The 20,515-nt window shown below is 73.0% G+C and carries 2 protein-coding genes; both read left to right on the top strand.

Annotated elements, in window-relative coordinates:
* The first annotated feature begins 23 nt into the window (after positions 1 to 23).
* Positions 24 to 18,146, top strand: a complete 18,123-nt coding sequence (locus ACWF94_RS07455; protein WP_453485620.1) for a lonely Cys domain-containing protein — start codon at positions 24 to 26, stop codon at positions 18,144 to 18,146.
* Positions 18,143 to 20,515: hypothetical protein (locus ACWF94_RS07450; protein ID WP_453485619.1), on the top strand; the 2,373-nt coding region annotated here is incomplete at its 3' end. The genes ACWF94_RS07455 and ACWF94_RS07450, both read left to right, overlap by 4 nt.

Genomic DNA, 20,515 nt, shown 5'->3' with positions numbered 1-20,515 from the left:
CCGATCCCACCCCGGCTCCCCCGGTGACCGTCGGACCGCCGGCCTCCCTCAACACCCTGGTCCCCGACCTCCTGCGAAACGGCGGCGTCGACCCGTTCCGCCCCGGCGGCCCGGACCCCACGGCGCGTACCCTCCCCGAAAGCACGGACCCGACCACCCCGGTCACCAACTCCCGCGACCTGCCTTCCTTCACCACACAGCACCCCACCGCAACGCTTCCCATTCCCTCCGGGACCATCCCCACCAGCACCCTGCCCTCCGCACTCACCCCCGTCGGGGGCGTCGACACCTTCCCGAGGTACATACCGCCCACCGCGCCCACGGACGTCCCCGTACCGGACCTCGCTCCCGGGGCCACCCCGAACCCCGGCCGGACGGCGGACGACCCGACCGGCACCACGTTCCCGTCGCCCGCTTCCACCTCGCCCTCCTCGCCCTTCCCGTCCGGCACCGACCGGCCCATCTCCGGTCAGGCTGCCCCCGACGCCGGCCGGACGGCCACCAACCCCAACCCAGCGCTCGCCCCGGACGCCGGCCGTCGCATCGACCCCGTCCAGCCGGAGGCCCCCCGGCAGCCGGACGCTGCCCGTGAGCCGAATGCCGCCCAGGAGTCCCGCGTACGGGAGGACGCCGACCGGGCCACCACGCCGCTCGCCCCGCAGCCCATCACCGATCCGGTCCATCCCGAACAGTGGCGACCCCGCCAGGCGGCGGCCCCCGTCGCCGTCGTACACACGGAGATACCGGGCCCGGGAGCCGAGGCCATACGGCACACCGAGCCGGATGGCACCCCGGAGCCGAGCGGCGACACCACGACGAGCGTGCACGCCGAGGTGCGGCGGGTACAGGCCGACGACGGACGCTGGGTGCGCTCCCTCACCGTGGACATCCCGGTCCGTCCCGGGCCCGGTCTCACCGCCGACGACCTGGCCGACCTGCGGGAGCGCGGCCGTGCCCTGCTCGACGCCCAGGTCAACCACGGCCTGCCGCTGCCCCGTTCCGGCGACCAGCTCCACATCGACCTGAACGTGACGGACGCCCCCGGCGCCGACGGCGCGGTCCAGATCTCCGCGTCCGAACGCCCCGCCCCCTCCGGCCAGTGGCACATCCACCTGCACGCCGACGACCCCGCCCTGCCTCCCGCCGAGCGCGAACGCCGCCGTACCGCCAACGCGGCCACGGCCCTGCGCCAGCTGCTGCGCCACGCCGGGCTCACCCCCACCGCCGACCCCGCCACCGGCCCCCTGGTCACATCCGAAGCGCTGCGGACCGTGGAGTCCGTCACCGACGTCCCTGGTGCCTCCGACGTCACCGACCGCACCGCGGCCGACGCGAGCACCACCCCCACGACCGCCGCGCCCGTACGTCCGCCCCTGGAATCCGGCGATCCCGGGACCCGCCCCGACGAGCACCCGGTAACGACCGGCACGTCCACCGGGCCGGACGGCACGCAGCCCCCCGCCACCACGTCCCGCACCACCAAGCCGACCGCGCCGCCGACCGCCCCCGTCGTGGTGAGGCCCGAGCGGACGCGGGTAGCTCACGCCGGCCCACGCCGACTCGTCACCGCCTCCGCGCCGCCACCCGCGAGCAGCGCCCGGGAGCAGCGCCGGCGGGAACTGAACGACCTGTGGTCGGTCCTTGAGCCCAGCTTCGGTGGCGGACTGCAGTCGGAGACCCGCGACAGGCTGTACAACGCCCTGCGGCTGCTCGACAGGGCACGCGACGAGGACCCGCGCTTCGCCCACCCACGAATCCTGGCCCTGGACGCCATCACCCGCATGGTCCTGCGTCGACCGCCCCACACAACCGCGTCCGCGAGGGATCACCACACGCTCCTTGAGATCGTGGCCATGGCCCACAGCCACGACCAGAGTTACAGCCTGGCCGCCATCACCTACTTCGAGCTGAGGCGGCTCGCGAACTCGCGGCGGTCCGCGCTCGTCTCTGCCGAGAGAACTCCGTACGGCCGGAACTGGTCGACGGATCCCAACGTCCCCCTGCGCCTGGACCTCATCGTCACCGATGCGGGCGGGTACGACACTTCGCTCTGGGGTCCCGACGCCTATGCGCTGGTGGCCGACCGGGACAGTGACGGACGGCTGACGGTGCGCGGAAGGCCCGTGTCGGACGCCGAGTTCGTCGATCTCGTGGTGCGCGACCCCTACCGTCCGCCGGGCGCCCCCGTGGTCTTGCTGGTGAGTGATCAGGAGGCCCGCAACGAAGCCCTGGCACGGATGATCGCCGACGGTACCGGCACGCGCACCTGGTTCACCAACGGCCACATGGACTTCGTGCTCGTCGACGGCGACTACGTGCCTCGGCTGGCTCCGCCGGAGCCCGGGCGTGTCCACCGCGGGCTCTGGGCCCCCGCCGACCCGGGCTTGGTCCCGGACGACCCGGGGGCCGGCTTCGTCGACGTCTCCGGCAAACGGCACCTCGACAGCGACATCATCTGGTACCCGCTGACCACGACCGACGGGAAGCGGATGGCCGGGCGGGCGCCCCTGACAGGGAACCTGCTCGCGGGGACGGAGCCGGCCCTTCGGACCGTGGCCGACATTGGGCACTACTCCGACCGCTTGGTGGTGGAGTCCGGCGGGGTCAAGGCAGTGGTGAAGGAGGGCGAGCCGAAGCCGCTGTCGCAGGTGTGGCACGGGGACGCCGAGCAGACCTGGACACTGGGCGACTCCTATATCCTCGTCGCCGAGGGTGCCCCGCATTTCGTCGCCCTGCCGGTCCGCGGATTGCCTGACTACCGGGAGGTCAGTCTACGCGAGGCCGCTCGAGTGATGTCCCGGCGCAAGAGCCTGCAGAGGCTGCCGAAGGAGACGCACATATCGTCGATCATGTGCGAACAGGCCGGCACACCGATCAGCCAGGATCCGCTCGTCGCCCCCGCCGCCGGCCAGCACATCGCCAACTGGACCGACCACACCAACCTGGCCTCAAGCGCGAAGCTCTTTCTGGCGCAAGCTGGGGGCGGCCTACCCGCACGCGTGATCAAGTTCGACGATCCCGACAACCCGCAGAAGTACTGGGCAAAGCTCCCGCCCGAACCCCCTGCTGCCCGTCTCCAGGCCCTCGCCGACCTGGGACGGCTTCCCCCCGAGATGCCGGAGCGTGCCGTCCGTGCCCTGTCCTGGGTGCGGGCGCTGCGGCTGACGCACGGTCATGACATCGACTCCGACCCGGCCCGCAGGGACGAGTTCCAGGAGCTGATCGAAGGATTCGGCGCCCTGGAACTGTTGCGGTTCAGGGCGGCGAACAGCAACAACACCTACCCGCTCACCTGGGCGTATGTCTGGGACATCACGCACCGGTACGCCGCCCGGATGGGCCAGGAGGACACGTCGCTGACCGCGGACCTCCTGGCGCGTACTCTGGGCGCGGCCCGCCATGGCCGACTGAGCCTTGAGGACGTCGTCGGGCCCAACGCCTTCGCGCCGCCACCGGCGGTTCGCCCGGCGCGCGTGGACTCCACCGAACTGCCCTCCCCCGCCGTCGCAGAGGTCGGGGAAGCCGTCCCCCGGTACGGGCCGGACGCCACCACACTCGACATGGGGCGGCGGGTCAGCGCCGCACTGCTCGCCCAGGGCCACTCCGTGGTGGTGGCCGGAGCCGCCCGGGGACGGGTGCAGTTCGGGCTGCCCCGCCCGCTGGACGCGGTGGACTTCCACCTGCCCGCCGCCACCCTGCCCCCCGCCACCGAGCTCCGCCAGGCCCTGGAGCGCGAGATCCGCGGCGCGCAGGTGCGGATCACGTCCGCCGGGGACGGCGACCGGGTCGTCGAACTGACGGTGAACGGAGGCGCGGTAAGGATCACGGCCGTGGACCGCACACCCGCCGCCACCGTCACGGCTGACGGCTTCACCCTCCCCGCACCCGCCGACTCGCTCGCCGACGCCGCCCTCGCCCTGGCCACCGGCACCGACCCGGTGCTGCGTGGACGCGACCTGCTCGACCTCGTCTGGGCACTGCACCACACCACATCGGACGGCCCCCGCCCGACCATGCTCACCGACGCGCACGAGGCCGCCTACCAAGCCGCCCGGCCCGACAATGCCGCTCCCACCCTCGCGGTACGCCTCAGCGAACTCCTCGACACCGCCGCCCTGGACCCCACCGCCCTCGAACGCCACGAGGGGACCTGGCGCGACCTCGGTGTCACCGAGGCCGAACTGCTGTCTCTGCGCGCCGCACTGACCGCGCTCGCCGACACCCTGCGCACCACCCCCGAAGTGACGGCCGACCCGGTGCGCGCACTCGCCGCCGCGCTGCCCGGTCTGTCCGCGGCGGACCGCACCGCCGCCCTCGCCGGGCTGTCGTCCGGCGACCGTGAACGGCTGGCCGCCGCCCCCGCCCTCGCGGACGCCCTGCGCGAAAAGCTCTCCCGCGCCGACTTCGTTGTCACCGCGGCCGACCTCATGACCCAGACACCCTCAGGAGTCGAACGGCTGGTCGCCGTCCGTCACCTCGCCCGCGACCAGGTCGCCCGGCTGATGCCGAACCCCAAGGTCGCGGCCCGGCTGCTCAAGGCCGGTTCACGGGTCGTGGTGGTTCCCCGAGACCAGGCCATGACCTCCCTGGACGCCTTCCGCGACCTGCGCGGCCTGCGCAGCGCCGACGGCCGTCCATGGGAAAGCGTCCGCGGTGCCTCTGTGCACTCCGGCCCCACCGCCGTCACCGAGGAGAATCTGCTCGGCGAGCAAACCACCGTCACCACCGACGCGTCCGCCTACCCCGACGGCTACTCGACCACGGTGCACGAGATCGCCCACTCCCTCCACCAGCACGGACTGAGCGCCGCCGACCGACGGCTCGTCACGAAGGCATACAACGCCACCCACCAGAAGGGCGAGTCGGGCGCCTGGCCGGACGGCCCCCTCTACAGCTACGACGACGGCCACCGCAGCGAACCCAACTACAGCAGCCGTGACGAGGACGAGTTCTTCGCCCAGCTCACCAACGTCTACTTCAGGGCCAACGGCGGCACCGACCCGTACACCGGACTGCCCCGCGCCAACGGCGGACCGGAATGGGTCCGGAAACAGCAGCCGAAGCTGTACCGGCTGCTCAAGCGCCTGTACGGCAAGAACCGGCCCACCGAACCGGTCAACCCTCCCGAGGCCGCGGACATCGAGAACGAGGCACTGGCCCTCACTCGCGCGCTGTGGGACGCGGCCGAGGGTCGTCCGGGCGACGGAAGCGGCGCCTACGAGGTCGTCCGCGCCCTGTGGGACGGCACCACCGGCGGCCATCTGCCACAGGCCCACGCCCCCGCCCCGAATCCCGCTCCTGAGGAGACCGGCCGCACCATCACCGCAGCGGATGCCCACCTCGACGCGAGCATCGCCGAGGACGACCTGCCCGCGCGCACCCCCGAAGCCCAGGGGGGCGACTTCGAGGAGCGCCAAGAGCCGGGCACCGCCGCCCTCCAGGCCCTCGCCGACCGGGGAGGGCTCCCCGAATGGATGCCGGGGCACACCGACCGCGCCCTGGGCTGGGTGCGGGCCCTGCGCCTCACCCACGGCCTGGACATCGACTCCGACCCGGCCCGCGAGGTCGAGTTCCACACGCTGATCAAGGGCTTCGGCGCCTTGGAGGAACTGCGGTCCCAGGCAGCGGGCGGCACCGCCCCCGGCATACTCACCGTGCGGGAACTCCAGCACATCGTGAGCGAGTACGCCGCCAGGATGGGCTGGGACCGGTCGCTGAACGCCACCTTCCTGGAGCACCTGCTGAACGCGGCCCGCGCGGGACAGCTGCGTCCCGAGCACGTCGACCTGCCCAACGCCTCCGCCGCGCCCCCGGCGGCCTCCCCGGACGCCGCCCTGGATCTGTCACGGGTGCCTGTGGTGTACGACGTTGTCCACGGTAATCCCACCGGACGGGACTTCACTGGCGACCGGAGTTATGCGGGGCATTGGGTGAGGCTGGACCAGGTCCATGTCGACGACGGCTCCACCTACGAGGACGCGGAGGTCCCACCCGCCCCCGCGCCCTGGGGCCCGAATCCCTGGCTGGTGCTGGGTCAGCTGACCCAGGAGGGCCTGGTCACACCGGCCGGTCTGCTGACGCCGGACGGTGTGACGCTCGGTCCGGAGGCTCTGGCCGCGCTCCTGGCCCCGGATCTGGCCGCGCTGCCGCCGGATGTGCCGATCGTCCTGCCGTCTCCGGGAGCGGCGAACTTCACCCATCTGGATTTCCCGCGTGCTCTCGCACGGGCCACCAACCGTGTGGTGTGGGTACCCAGCGGCGACGGGATGATGGTGCCCCGCGGAGAGGGACCCGTCTATGTGCCGGCCCTGCTCGACTTCGGTCCCGATCACGCGGTCGGCGCATGGGTGCCGGTGCACCCGGCCGAAGGGGGCGAGATCGGGCTGAACCGGCGCTGGACCGACCTGGACGGCACCGAGTTCACGGACTCCGACGTGGTCAGCCGCCCAGTGGTCTCCGACGCACACCTGTGGTTCGGCCTGGTGGCGACAGCAGAGAGCGGAGAGGGCGCGCGTGAAGTCGACCGGGAACTTCGCCAGTACCAGCAGCTGCGCCGGCTGGCGCGGTTCGTCGATCATCCGGAGGGCCTCCAACTGAAGAGCGTGGAGCGGCATGAGCCCGAGGACCCCGCCGTCCACCGCGCCTTCGACCTCCTCGTCCACGGCGTGCCCGGCGGACTCGCACTCCTGCTGCGTGACGGGCGGGACGTCACGCTGTCCGCCGAGGACGGCGGGCGTTACCTCGGCGGTCTGCCGACCGTGCAGGCACTGCCCGAGGACTACCATGTCAACCCAGTGATCTGTTACGGAGCGTCGGCCGGCGACCCCCGGCTGCCACAGCCCTACCACCAGCCGCCCCTGCCCCCCGACGACCTGCTCCGGGACCAGCCGCTCGGCCAGCACCTCGCCAACTCCAGCGGCAGGCGGGGCAGAGGCGTCACGGTCTCCATCGGTATCCGCACTGGGGCCCTGAACCTGATCGACCCCGCGCGCGGTGCGGCCGGGGCATTCGTCGACTTCCGTCCCGAGCCGGAGAAGGAGAGGCTGGGTGAACTGGCAGTCCTGGCCGGGCTGCACAGCGGTGACGGTGAGGTCCCCACCCCCGTTCTGGACACCACACTGCTCCTGGTCCGCGCAGTGGGCATCGTCTACGGCACCGAGGTGGAAACCCATCCGGACTACCCGAACCTGATCAAGGCCGTCGGGGCACTGGAACGACTGCGCGCCCAGGACCCCCGGCTCAGCGCCCTCACCCCGTTCCGCATGGACCTGTGGAAGGCTGTCGCCTACCACATCACCATCGACCCGCGGCGCGCGAACTACAGCGAGGCTCTCCGCTGGGCGCGGGAGACCCTCCTCAACAACCCGCGGGCATCGCTCAGCACCGTACTGAACAGCCGGCTCCTGAACGACGCGGTGACGCGCATCGAAGGCAACCCGGACCTCGTGCGCGATGTACTTCGGGCGTTGTACGCGCTCCGGGAGCCGGCACCGCAGTTGGATGACGAGAGGCGGACCGCGCGGGCCCTGTGGGCCCTGCACACCGGGTTGGGAAGGCTGAACGTCATCGGACCGGACGTGGAGAGCTACGGGCGCCGCGTCCTGCACCTGCCGCCCTGGGCCGAGTGGACCCGGGACCATCACCAAGAGCTGCTGCTGCTGCTGGCACAGGGCGCGGCGGCCGATCTCGACATCAACGACGCGGACATCATGGGCGCCCTGCACCTGGTCGTCCTCGGCGCGTTCGACCCGGCGCACGAACTCGCTCATGAGAGGAAGTTCGCCGGTTTCAACTGGAGCGGCAACCCCACACCCAACGGGATCGACCTGAGGTGGTTCGCCCGACTGTTCCCGAAGCCGGACGGCGACACCGAGATCACGTGGGAAGCCTACCCGTGGATCGCGGACGATCCACGGGATCAGGGGCGGTTCCTGGTGTTCTGGACCGACGTGGGACCTGACGGCAGGATCGCGCTGCACCTGCCCGGCGGCGTGCCGTCCGTCTCGGACCGCGAGTTCGCCGTCCTGCTCGACCTCCTGCCGAAGCTGCGCTCCCTCCCTCTCAGCGCCCCCATTGGGCTGCTGACCCCGGGCCACACGGGGCTGTCCGGGGCCGTTGCCGCCCGCACCTGGCACCTCGCCTACAGCTTCATCGGCGGTCTGCTGCCCGTACAGATCTCGAATCCGGCCACCGACCCGGTCAGACTCGCGACCCCGCGCGCCCCAAGGGAGGACCAGGGCGACTGGGGCGCCAGCATTCCACCGGTGCCCGTCGCCGTCGACCACACACAGGAGTCGCCCCCGATGACGGGCCCTGTCCACATCCTCGGAGCCGGGTCGTCCTTCGGACGGAAGAGGACCGCCGTCCAACCCCGGGCGGACCGCCCGGTGCTCGCGGAGTCCGCCGAGCTGTCCTCCTACGCCGTCACCTACGGCGCCCTCCATGACGGACACGTCGGCCTGGTCCGCTTCGACAGCACCCCGGGGACCGTCCTCGACGGTCTGTACGCACAGATCACCGGTGCCTTCGGCGTGTCCGCCGACACCCGGGAAGCCGCCGCCCTGCACGACCGGCTCGCGACCCTGCTCACCGCCGAGACCATCGACGCGAACCGGCCCTACCTGCGCAGCGGCGAGGGCCACCGGATCACCGTGCGCCACGCGGGGCGGGACCGTACCGTCGACATCCGCCTCGCCCACGGTGACACCCGCCCTTCCGAGCGGTACGGCCTCGGCACCCCGGCGCCGCCGGACACCCAGGTGGAGTACCGGGCCGTCGGCAGCCAGACGTACACCGCCGGCGAAAGCTCCGGCAACAACCGCACCGGCGTGCTCTCCTGGACGCTGCACCACCCCGACGACAGCGAGGGCGCCCTGCGCTGGGGAGGCTTCTCCCTGGCCACCTCCGCCACCCACAACGAGCTGACGCAGAGCGTCACCGTCGGCGAGACCTTCCAGATCACCAGCAAGCAGTTCGCCAAGGACCCGGCCCAGCCGCTCGATCTCGACGCGCGGTGGCAGATCCGGCTGGACCCGCAGCGCGACGCCCATGACGGGTGGCTGCCCGAGCGCTCGCACGGCACGGTCACCGCCTGGTTCCCCAGGCACCGCGCCATCGGCGACACCGACCCGGCCGGCCTGCCCGAGCCCGCCGCGCTGGACGACCTGCCGCTGTGGGGCGTGGAGAGTGTGAAACACCCACGCCGCCTGTACACCGAACTCCTCGAAGCCCCCGACTTCGCCGCCCTCCTGAGGCTCAACCCCGGCTCCGCACAGGCCCTGGAGGACTTCCTCTCCGAGCCGTTCCTGCGTGGCACCACGCTGCCGCAGACCGGGGGCGGCGTCTACTCCTCCGTTCTCAGCGACACCGACGACAACGCCGTCGGTGTCGTCCGGCTCATCGCCCGTGTGACGCCCGGCCTGCCCTCGCTGCAGAGCCCCGAGGGCAGGTTCTCCCTGGAGACCTACCTCGGTCACGGCACCACCGTCGAGCAGTCGGTCCAACTCGGCAGCGGCGTCGGGCTGGACGCCGGTGGTGGGCCGACCTTCACCACCGACCACCCGGCCGGCCACCCGGACGCCGGCACCCACTTCGGCGGCGGCCTCCAGGGCCGGATCGGCGGTGCCTGGAAGAACGACGAGGTCCTGACCGGCACCGGCACCGCGAATCTCGTGCACGGCACCCAGACCACCGGCGGCCAGCTCCACACCCCGGCCACGGTCGGTTACGACGTCATCCTGTACCACGCCCGCGGCGGCGAGACACGCGGCGCCTTCGGCCCCTGGCCGGACGGACTCGTGCTGCTGGTGCCGCCTCGTGACGTGGTGGCCGGGCAGCGCCCGCACGGCGAGGAGGTACGGGCCCTGCCCGAGCGGCTGGAGCACCTCGACAGCATCGGCTACGCCGAGGTGCCGGTCCGCGCCGAGGGCGCAGCCCTGACCGCCATGCTCGACAGGGCCCAGGCATGGCTGCGCACCGAGGGTTTCCTGCCGCCCGCCGAGCCGGCCTCCTCCTCGGGGATCCGCCTGGACGAGCCGCTGCGCCGGGCGCAACTCGCCAACCTGCGGCGGTTCGGTCAGCTCCGCACCCGTATCGGCTTCGCGCTCGCGATGCCGGAGGCCGTGGACGGCGGGCGTCCCCTGTTCTTCGAGAAACCCGCCATCGGCGTCGCCACCCGCCGGGTGCAGCTCCGGCTGTCCGCCGCCCGCGACGCCACCCGCCCCAGTGAGCACACCCGCCGGGTGCCCGGCGTCCACTCGTACGGCTCCAGCGTCTACGAGGCCGGCGGCGGCCGGCGGCGCGGCGTCGCCTTCGGTGCCTCCCTCGGGGGCGACGGCGCCTTCCGCGTGCCCGTCGACCCCGGCGTCGCCACGATGAGCTTCGGGCCCGGGTACACGGCCGCCGCGCAGAGCACACGGGCCGTGTCCGTCGGTGACACCACGGGACTGGAGCAGACATTCATCGAGAAGGACGGCAGCGACCTCTTCACCGTCCCCGCCGTCTTCCGGCTCGACCTCTACGAGGGCACCGGCACCGTCCCGCTGATCCGGTTCGCCGACCCGGGCGGCGACATCGTGTCCGATCCCGGCGGGGCCGGTGACGTGCTCGCCCTCGTCCCCGCCGGGCCCGCCGCTCCGCAAGGAGTTCCGGGGACGGTCTCACTGCTCGTTCCCCACAGCTTCACCCGGCCCGCAGCGCCCGGAACAGCCCTTGCCGCCCGACCCGGCCACGCGCTCCGCAGCCCGGTCACCGACGGCTCGGCGGCCGACGACGCCCTGCGTCTCGGCCTGACCGGCGGCGACGGCCGCCCGCTGCCGGGACTGACCCGGCTGCTGCCCGAGGGCTCCCTCGTGACCAGCTTCCGCGGCACCGCCGCCCTGCTGGAGGCTCTGTCCACCGTCGCCGCCGGAATCCACCCTGGCAGCCTCCCGCCCGGACTGCTGGCCCATGCCGTCCGCTCCGCGCAAACGGCCTTGTCCGGGCTGACCGCTCTGCCGGGCGCCGGTGCGCGGCGATTCCTCGACCTGGCCCGGCAGGCCGTCCCCGCCCGGTTGACCGGCCCGGTGAACCGGGCCGGAGACATCGCCGCCGCGCTCAGCTCGCCCGTGTTCTCGGCCTCCCGGGCCTCCCATCTGTGGGCCGCCGCGGTGTACCAGCGGGTGTCCTCCGCCGCGCTCGGCGCCGCCCGGGACGACGCCGGCGTCCTCGCCGCCGAAGCCCGGCATGCCGCTGTCCGGCCCGCCCAGCTGCTCTCCCGCGCCCCGCAGATCTTCGGCGGACGCTATGTCATCGAGGGACTCGTCCTGCCCGCCCTGCTCGCCGACCGGCTCGCGACGGTGGAGATCCAGGGCTATCTGCGCAACCCGCGCCACCTGGGCAGCGCGGTCGTGCAGACGGAGCAGTCCACCGCCTCGGGCGACTTCGCGGTCCAACAGCTCGGCGGCTCGGTCACCCACCAGTTCACCGGCAACCTGACCGGCCTGCCCGTGGCGCGGCCCAAGAAGACCTGGCCCGGCAACCGGTACAACCCCGGCGCCCGCCATGACTACGCGCGCCGCACCGAAACGGTGGACGCGGGCACCGCGAGCACCAAGGCCAGCCGCATTCCCACCCACGGCGGCACCCACCATCTGATCGGCGCCGACGCCACCCTCCTGGTCACCGTCAGACACGGTGTCCGCAATGTCCTCGGCAACACCTTCGGTCTGGGCGAGGCCACCCCGGTCACCGTCGCCGTCGACCTGCCACATGCGGTGACCTTCCAGCTGCCGGAGGCATCCCTCGCCCGCCACGCCCACTGGTTCCCTTTCGCCTCCGGCCTCACCCTCCCGGCGCTCGTCGCACCGACCGTCCCGCTGCCGGACACCTTCGCCCGCACCCGTACCCTTGGCCTCGGCAGCGTCCTGTCGGTCACTCAATTCGACGACGGCCGGGTCCGCGAGCGGCGCGACCGGCTGGGCACCGAGCTGGCCCGGCTCGTGGAGGAGGAGTCTCCCGGCGCCACCCGCCCCGGGCACTCCTCGTATCTGCCCGGTGTCGCGACCGAGATCGCCCGCCGCACCGAGCCGTCCGCACTGCGCGCACTGCCGGCCCGCGGCGCGGCCGGAGCCTCCTTCCATTTCCTGCACGCCGCCTGGGGCGGCGCCCGGCTGGTCGAGGTGACCCTGAAGGCGGAACCCGTGCTGCAGACGCCGGCCCTGCGCGGGCTGCTCGGCCGGCCCGTCAACAACGGCGGTATGGAGCAGATCCACGCCCACACCCCCCACGGCCGCGCCACCACCCGGACCGTCACCCGCACCCACAGGGCCGCTGTGGTCCCGGTCGCCCGCTTCCCCCGGCGGGGGAGCCAGGTGCGCATCGACCGCGAGGGCCCCGCTTTCACGCTCGCCCACCAGCGGGCACGCACGCTGCGCAACGACGAAACCGGCGAGGACCGCTTCTGGATGGGCACCGGCAACACCGCCGACTTCGACGGTGTGGACTACACCCTGACGGCCTCGGTGCGCTCCCGGCTCATCGGCGAGTGGCCCGCCAACCTGCCCGGCGGGCTCCTTCAGGCCGGGATCCTGCGCTTCAGCGGTCTGGACTCCCCGCACGCGCACGGGCTCGCCGGCTGGGCCGAACGGCTGCTGGCCGGCCGCCCCGCCGCCACCGTCTCCGTCCCGGCCGCCACCGTGCTGCGCTTCGCCGGCTCCGAGACGACACCACCACAGTCGGTCCGCGCCCCCCTGCCGCCCGGACTGCACAGCCGCGACCCGTTGCTCCCGCCCCCGGCCGGGGCCCCCGCACCGGGTACGTCCGTGCCCACGGCATCCGCGCCCCGCCTGCTGCCCACCGGCCCCACCCCCGTCTTCCAGTTCAACGGCTTCGCCGAGGTGACGCGAGCACTGCACGAGGTCGCGCCGGCGCTGACCGCCGACTGGGGCCTGCCCGTCAGCATGTCGGACGAGGCCGCCGCCATCCGGCTCGGCGAACTGATCCAGGCAGGCCGGATCGGCCTCGACCCGCCCCGGGCCGGCGCCGGACTCACCACCCGGATGCCCGGGAGCTGGCCGCTGAGCACCCCCGGCGACATGCCGACGATCTCCCTCGCGCTCTACTCGCCCCGGCCGATCAGCCACAGCGACGATGTCGCCGTCGACCGGCGCCGCCACCAGGCCCAGGGTGCCACCTCCACCACCACCGCGGGCAGCTCCCTCGGCCTGACCGCACAGGGTGGTGGCGGCCTGCCATCGGACAGGCCGCATCACTTCACGTTCGAGGCGCCTGTCACCGCCCAGCAGCCACACACCTCCTCATACGGGGGCACCGCGACCGGGAGCAGCCTGGACCGGCTGAACACCGGCCGCTCCGCCCCGCCCGCCGACCGGCGCGGCACCCGCAGTTACGAGACACAGGTCGACGTCGTCCTCACCGTCGAGGGCGTCGAGGGCACCCGATGGGTCACCGGTACCGCCGGTGTCCGGCTTTGGGAGACCGACCTGCTCGGCTTCGGCGCCCTCACCGCCCGCCCCCACGCCGGGGTCTACGACGTGCCCGCGCTGCTCGCCGGGCAGAGTGCCGAGGACCTGCGCGACTGGGCCCGGCACCCGCTCACCGACCTGCCCTCCGCGCTCGCCGGCGGACTCCACCCGGCGGACTCCGCCGCCCGGCTGTGGCTCAGCCTCGGCGACGACCCCGACGGCAGCCGCCTGGCCCGCGCCCTGTACGCGGCCTCCCGGACCGCCGTACTCGCGGACCGACCGGTGGAACTGGTGGTGCGGACTGCCGACGGCCTCCGCCACTGGCCGTTCGCCGCGGACGGCACCCCCACCGACGCCACCGACGGCACCCGTGACAACTGGCGGGACTGGGGGGACGCCACCGCCTCGTACGACGACGCCGTCGCCGCCCAGCAGCAGGACGCCACACTGGAGCAGGACTACCGCGGCGAACTGGTGACCGCGGAGCAGGCGCTGCTTTCCGCCGGGGCCGACCTCACCGGCGCCCGCACCGCCCACCGGCAGGCCCTGGCCGCCCACCACGAGGCCGAGGCGTCCGCCGCCACCGTCCGCGAGACCGCCGCCGCGGCAATCCTCGCGGCCGAACGGGAACTGGCCGATGCGGAGGCGGCCGTCCGCGCCGCCGAGGCCCTGCCCACCGCCGACCGGGTCGAACAGGCCCTGCTGGCCTGGAGGCAGACCCAGGCCGCGTCCCACGACGCCGGACATCCGGGCCCCGAAGGGGCCACCGCCGTGCCGCCCCCTGACAAGGCAGCGGAGGCCGAACGGAACTGGCGGGACCTCGCCGAGCAGCACAATCGCCGCCGCGCCCAACTGGCCACCGCGCGCGCCGCCCGCACCGATGCCGCCCACGCCCTCGAACGCACCCGCACCGAACAGGACCTCCGGCAGCGGCAGGACGACGCCGCGGTGGCCGAGGCCGCACGTATGGTGCGCGTCACCTCCGGCACCGTCGCCCGGCGCGCCCGCCGGCACACCGGGCGAAGGACACACCAGGAGAACATCCAGCGGAACCTGCGTGACCTGCGCGACGACGTGTCGGTGAAGGCCGCGCGCCAGACCGCCGCCGAGGGCGCCCTGGCCCGGATCGCAGCCACCCTCGACATACGGCGTCGCGCCGAGGGCATCGGCACCTCCGGCTCCCTGCTCGGCTCGCTGGCCGCCGCGCCCGCCGACCGCCGCCTGCCCGACAGCGCGGCGTCGCCCACCGCTCTCATCACCGACGCGACCGATGACCCCGACCGCGCCCCCGATCCGCCCCAGCCGCTGGGCACCGCGTCCGGCTCGCCGGTCGTCCGCGACCGTGCGGGGCTGCTGGCCGCAGCCCTCAAGGTCATCCGCCGGGAGACCGCGCGTGGCCTGTCCGTGGAGCGCTGCCTGCAACTCCTCGGCGCACTGAGCGAGGTGCTGCACCCGCAGGGGACGCGCGCCGCGACCACCCTCGATGACAGGGCGATCGGCGGTCCGGGACCCGAGGGCAGGCTCGCCCCCGGCCCCGGCTGGCAGCGCGTCCCTTCCTGGGACCCCGTGTTCCAGGCCGTCCGTGCCGCCGGACCGGGTACCACCGCCTTCATCCTCGCCCGCCGCCAGGGCACAGCCCTGGGACACGCCTGGGCCGCCCACCACCTGCCCGGCGGCGAGGTGGTCTGGGTCGACCTGGCGGCACCCAACGCCCGGATACTGTCCTCCGAGGCCCCCGAGATCGCCGCCGCCGACGCCCGAGCCGTACTGATCGGTCCCACCGGCCAGGTCCTGCCCAACGCGCTGCCACCGTTCCCCGAGTCCTCCTCCACCACACACGCCATCCTCGACGCGGCCACCGAACGCCACCATTACGCCGGTCTGGGATTGGAAGTGGAGACCCCGCACGTCTTTCTCATCCAGGGCATGGACCAGCCCTACGCGAAGGAACTGCTGGCCACCGGACCTGGCATGCAGGTGGTCACCGACTTGAATTCACTCTGGTCCACCGCCGATGGCCGCTGGCACGCGCTTCGGCCCGAGCCCCGGGCGGGTGAGCCGGAGCCGAATCGTGTGACAGTGACCATCGGTGAGTTCGTCGTGGATCCGATGGCCTCCGTACCTGGTGAGCGGCGCCCGCCCCAAAGAGAGGTGATGGGCAGGCTGGAGCGTGCCCTCCACCAGATCGGCACCGTGGAACGGTATCCGGGCGGAGTGCCGCTGCATCAGCTACTGCCCGCGACCGACGGCTGGCAGTTCACCGACTCCGGTGCGCGCACGGTGGTCCAGCCGGCCACCAGCGGCCGTCTCGGCAGCTTCTGTATCCAGGCCACTGCGGGCTTCCCGGTGAGCCGGCTCCGCGACCTCCTCGACAGGGCCACGTTGCCTGTCATTTCCCCCGGGTCCCGTGCCCTGTTCGACTCCGGGCGCCGCTACGGGCAGAACCTTGCCGCACATTACGTCGGCCGCGTGCTGGGCCGTGATGTGACGTCGCGACAGGTCCCCTTCCTCACCGCCATTCCCGACATCGACGAAGTGTGGGGCTACGCCTGGCTGGCCTACGCTCACGTCGGCGCCGCTCCGACTGCGTTGATCTACGAACGGGCCCGCGCGACCGGCCCGGTGCCCGCACTTGTCAAGAATTTTCTGACAGTGGCCTCCCGTAACCCCCTTGACCGAGGGTTGCGCGCGCTGCGTCCCCGTACCCGTGCCTTTCTCGCCGGCCAGTACGCCCCGCTCAACGAGGATGTCTCCGCGTTCGCCGAGGAAGCGCGCAAGGCGCTGACAGAGGCCCTGGACTGGTACCAGCAATCGCTGTCGCCAGGCCAACAGTTGTACCCCGGATTCTTCGACGCCGTGCCCTGGGGGCGCGACCCCCTCCCTCGGTCCAGCCCCCGCGAGCATCTGACGGCCGCGTTCACCGGCCGCACGTCCCACGGCCGTCCGCTCACCCAATCGGAGACCGTCGGCATGGACGACTACCCGGAGCTGGACACGGACCAGGGGCATCTGCCCCTCCCCCTGCTCCTGCCCGAACTGCGCATGCTGGCGGCCGACCCTTATCAGGGCACCATGTCCTGGGAACAGATCCCGCCGGTCGTCGATGCACTGATGGAGCTCACCTCACACTCATACAGCCGGGCGACCGAACTCAGGAACGCCCCGCTGCCCGAGGCTGTGCTGCGGGAGTCCGTGGAACGTGTACTCGGTCACCCCGTGGTGCACGGCACCGCTGACTTCCTCACCGAGGCCATCGAGGGCTGGCCGCAGCATGGAGGCCCCCGCGTCGGGTTGCTGCCGCCGGCACTCGCCTGGGCCGTGGCGGAAGAACTCGGCCGCTACGCGCTCGGGTTGCCGATCGACGCCGGCCACCGGGCTCTGGGCTTGCTGCGCGCCGCCGTCGAGCAGGCTGCCGCCCTCCAGGACCGGGTGCCGCCCGCCGAGCAGGCCCGCACCGCCGCCTTGATCGCCTCGGCGGGCGATGCTCTCGCACTGGCGGCCGGTCCGGATCGGCCGCTTCCGCCGACAGGGTGGGGAGCGGTGATCGTCGCCGCGGACGGAACGCGGGTGCGGATCGAGACGATCGAATCGTTCAGGCACCGAGATCCCCAGGGCAGCCCGCGGGGAGTGTTCTTCGGGCCACTGTCGGATTGGGAGGCACCCCACCGGAGCGACTGGTGGTGGCTGCCCGACATCTGGCACTACACCTGGGTGCGTCCAGGCCCGGTGCCTGGCGAGAGTGACCCGGCGGAGCTGCCGTTCGCCCAGCCCTACCTGATCGAGGTGTCCGGCGACGCCTCCGGCTTCATGCTCGCCCGCAACGACTCCTCTACCCCTGCCGTCCTCACTCCGGACGGCCTCACCGACCTGCTGCACGCCGTCGACCCCGTCCTCACCGCCCTGAGCCCGGACTGGCCATTGCTGTTTCCCGCCGCCGACATCACCGGTGCCGTGGACCACGACCCACTGGAGCGGCCACTGCCCGGCCAGGCCCTCGCCACTGTCCACGACCGGTGGCTCTGGGGCACCGCGAGTGGCCGCGAAGTCTTGATCGCACCCCCCGGCGCCCAGACTCCGGCCCGGTTCCTGCTCGCCGAGGGCGACGACTGGTCCGGCTTCCGGCCTGAGCCGACCCGCCCCGAGCTGGCCCGCCTCGCCGAAGCGGTCACCGGCCATCCGGGCAACGCCCCACAGGTGCTGGGCCACCTGCGGGCCATCCGTCTCGTCTACGGCCCGCACCTGGAAGTCGACGCCCCCGCGATGCGCGCCCTGCTGTACGGCTTCCAGACATGGGAGCGGGATCGCCGGTCCCGCGGGCACACGAACCCGTTGACCTGGCGGGAACTGCGGAACTCGATCACCTCGGAGTTCGCGAACCGTTCGTCGCCGGAACCCGAGCTGCCGATCGGCCTCCAGTTCCTGCTGGTCGCCGCCGCCGGGCGCACCGGCTTCGACCTGGAACTGTCCGGCCTCGGCCTGACCGCCCGCCACCACAGCCCCCGCGCCTGGGAGTCCGCTCCGGGCCGCGAAGAGAGGGAAGGAACCTTCGGCTACGGGCCGGCCGCACCCGTGCACACCGCCCCCGCCGCGCACTACCCCGAGCCCGACTACTGGAACAATCCCTGGGCGGGTCGGCGGGTCGGCGGGTCGCGGCCTCGCCCGGTGACATCACCGTCCGGATGATTTCCGACGGCGGGCGGCTTGTGGGTGCTGCCTCCTTCACCCCCGGCGACTGGTCGAGGCGCGCACCGTTCTACTCCTCGCTGGGGAGGGCCACCCACTACTTCGAGTGGAGCCGGGAACCCGGCGGCAACCGCGTCGCCCGGCGCCGCGCGCTGCCCGCCACCACCCCGGACGGCACCTTCTTCTGGGCCTCGCACGGCGGGGAGGACGGCTTCACCGTCGCAGGCCGGGACGGACTGCCGGCCGGCGCTACGGGGGAGACGGTCGGCAGGATCTTCGGCTCCCAACTGCGCGACGCGGGCTTCACCAGCATCACCTTGCTGAGCTGCGCCATCAGACGCGAGCGCGGCGTCAGCCCGGCCGACGCGCAGGCCACTGTGCGGGCGGCTCGGCACATCGCCGACGCCACCGGCCTCGACGTGCTCTTGAACACCGGTGCTCGCGCCGTCACTCCGAGCGCCGACGACCCGTCAGCCTCCATCATCCACGTGCTGGAGAACGCCGACGGCAGCGCCAACGGCTGGCTGAGCGTCGTCCCCGCCGCGCGCTCCGGCCCCCCGCTGCCGCCGCCTCCCGTCGAGCAGGTCGCCCCGGTCGGCCCGACCGGACAGGCGGTGCTGCCCGGCAACCCCTGGTCGGTGTCCGGCCGGCGCATGCCAGGCGAGCCGGACACCGTCCGCTTCGCGCCGCTGTACGCCCAGCGGACCTGGCGGAGGTACAGCTACCGGTACGAAACCGACCTGGCCCGGCACATCCTCGGCCGACAGCAGACCCACGCGGTCCTCGTCGACGCCGTCACCCGGCTGCACACCCGTCTCACCGCACTGCACGGCCGAAGCGGCGCCGACCTGGCCTTCGACTTCACCCCTCCCGCGGCACCGGGCGGCCAGGACCCCTCCGCACCGGTCCCGGCCCTGGAGACCTTCCTGGCGGGCCGGCCCAGCCCGGGCACCCTGATGAGGATGTTCGCCAGGGCCGCCTACGGCAACCAGCCCACCAGCCTCGCCAACTCCGAGCGCGGCCGGATCGGCTCCCCTCACCCGGCCCACCCGCGCGGCCACCGTGGCGGCGCCTACCGCATGGCCCACGACGAACGCGGCTTCCGCTACGTCGGCGGCACCGTCGGCCCTGCCCTCTGGCTGCTCCAGGCGTACCGCGCCCTCGGCGTGGACCCCGCCCGGATGTTCGCCTTCCGTTCCGTCGTGCTGGCCTGGTCGGTGGCCAACGACAGCCAGTCCCTCGCCGAAGTGCTGCGCGCCTCCCACCTCGTCGGCATCGGCACCGACGAGGAGCGCGCCGCCCTCTCCCGAGACGGGGCCCGGCTCCACCTGTGGGCCCGCCGCGCCCTCGCTCCCGACCTGTCGACCCCCCTGCCCCACCACACGGCCTACGACAACGACAGCCGCTTCCACTCGGACCGCCACGATCTCCGGATCCCCGAGGACATCGCCGACGCGCTGGACGGGGCACTGAACGAAACGGAGGTTCCCGAGCACCTGACCGAACGCACGCGAGTCGCCAGGGACTGGCTGGAGCGGTTCGGGGACGCCGGCCGCCGCGCCGTCACCGCCTTGTCACCGGGCCATCTGACGGCCCTGTTCCGCTACACCGCCAACGACCATGCCCTGTTCAGGACCTACGCCACCACCAGCCGCTTCGGCACACCTGCCGCCCGCTGGCTCTTCCGCGGCCACGTGTGGCGCCTGGCGGAGGAGGAAGCCTTCGCCGACCACCAGACGCGGCCCGAACTGCTGCTCCAGAACGAGGAGATGGATGACGCCATCTCCTACCTCACCGAAGAACTGGAGAAACCGGAACCGGAACGCGATCCCCAACTCCTGGCCGAACTGCGGCGCGACACGGACCGGATCGCGGACCGCCTCTTCGACGACATGGCGCTGCACGTCGACATGGCGACCGAAGCACTGGAACTGCTGCCGCCGGTCGCCGCCCCGGTCTGGTGGGGCGGCTGGCTGCCCGGCGCCGTCGACACACCGGACCCCTCCCCGCTGCTGCACGACGGCACCCTGTTCCTCACCCGCTTCCGCAGCGCCACCGAACGCCCGGACCTGGCGCTGAAGTACGCCTCGCAGGACGCCGAGGGCGAGACGGACCAGCACCCGGTCGTCTGCCGGGTGCCGTACTCCAGCGCCCCGCTGATCTCACCGTTCTCGTTGTGGCCCAGCGAGCAGGAGGTCCTCTACCCGCCGGGCCGCGCCCTGACAGTGGTCGCCCGGGACGTCACGGACGACTGGGCGGGAGAGGTGCGGAGCCGGCAGCGGTACGCCCGCCTCACCCTCATGGAGCAGCCTCCGTACCCGCCTCGCGCGTTTCACAACGCCGGCCCCGGCCCGGACGTCCTGGGCGGC

The sequence above is a fragment of the Streptomyces sp. NPDC055078 genome (genome assembly GCF_053607985.1).
Note: the sequence above shows the minus strand (reverse complement) of the source record. Positions and strands in the feature narration are given on the sequence as shown.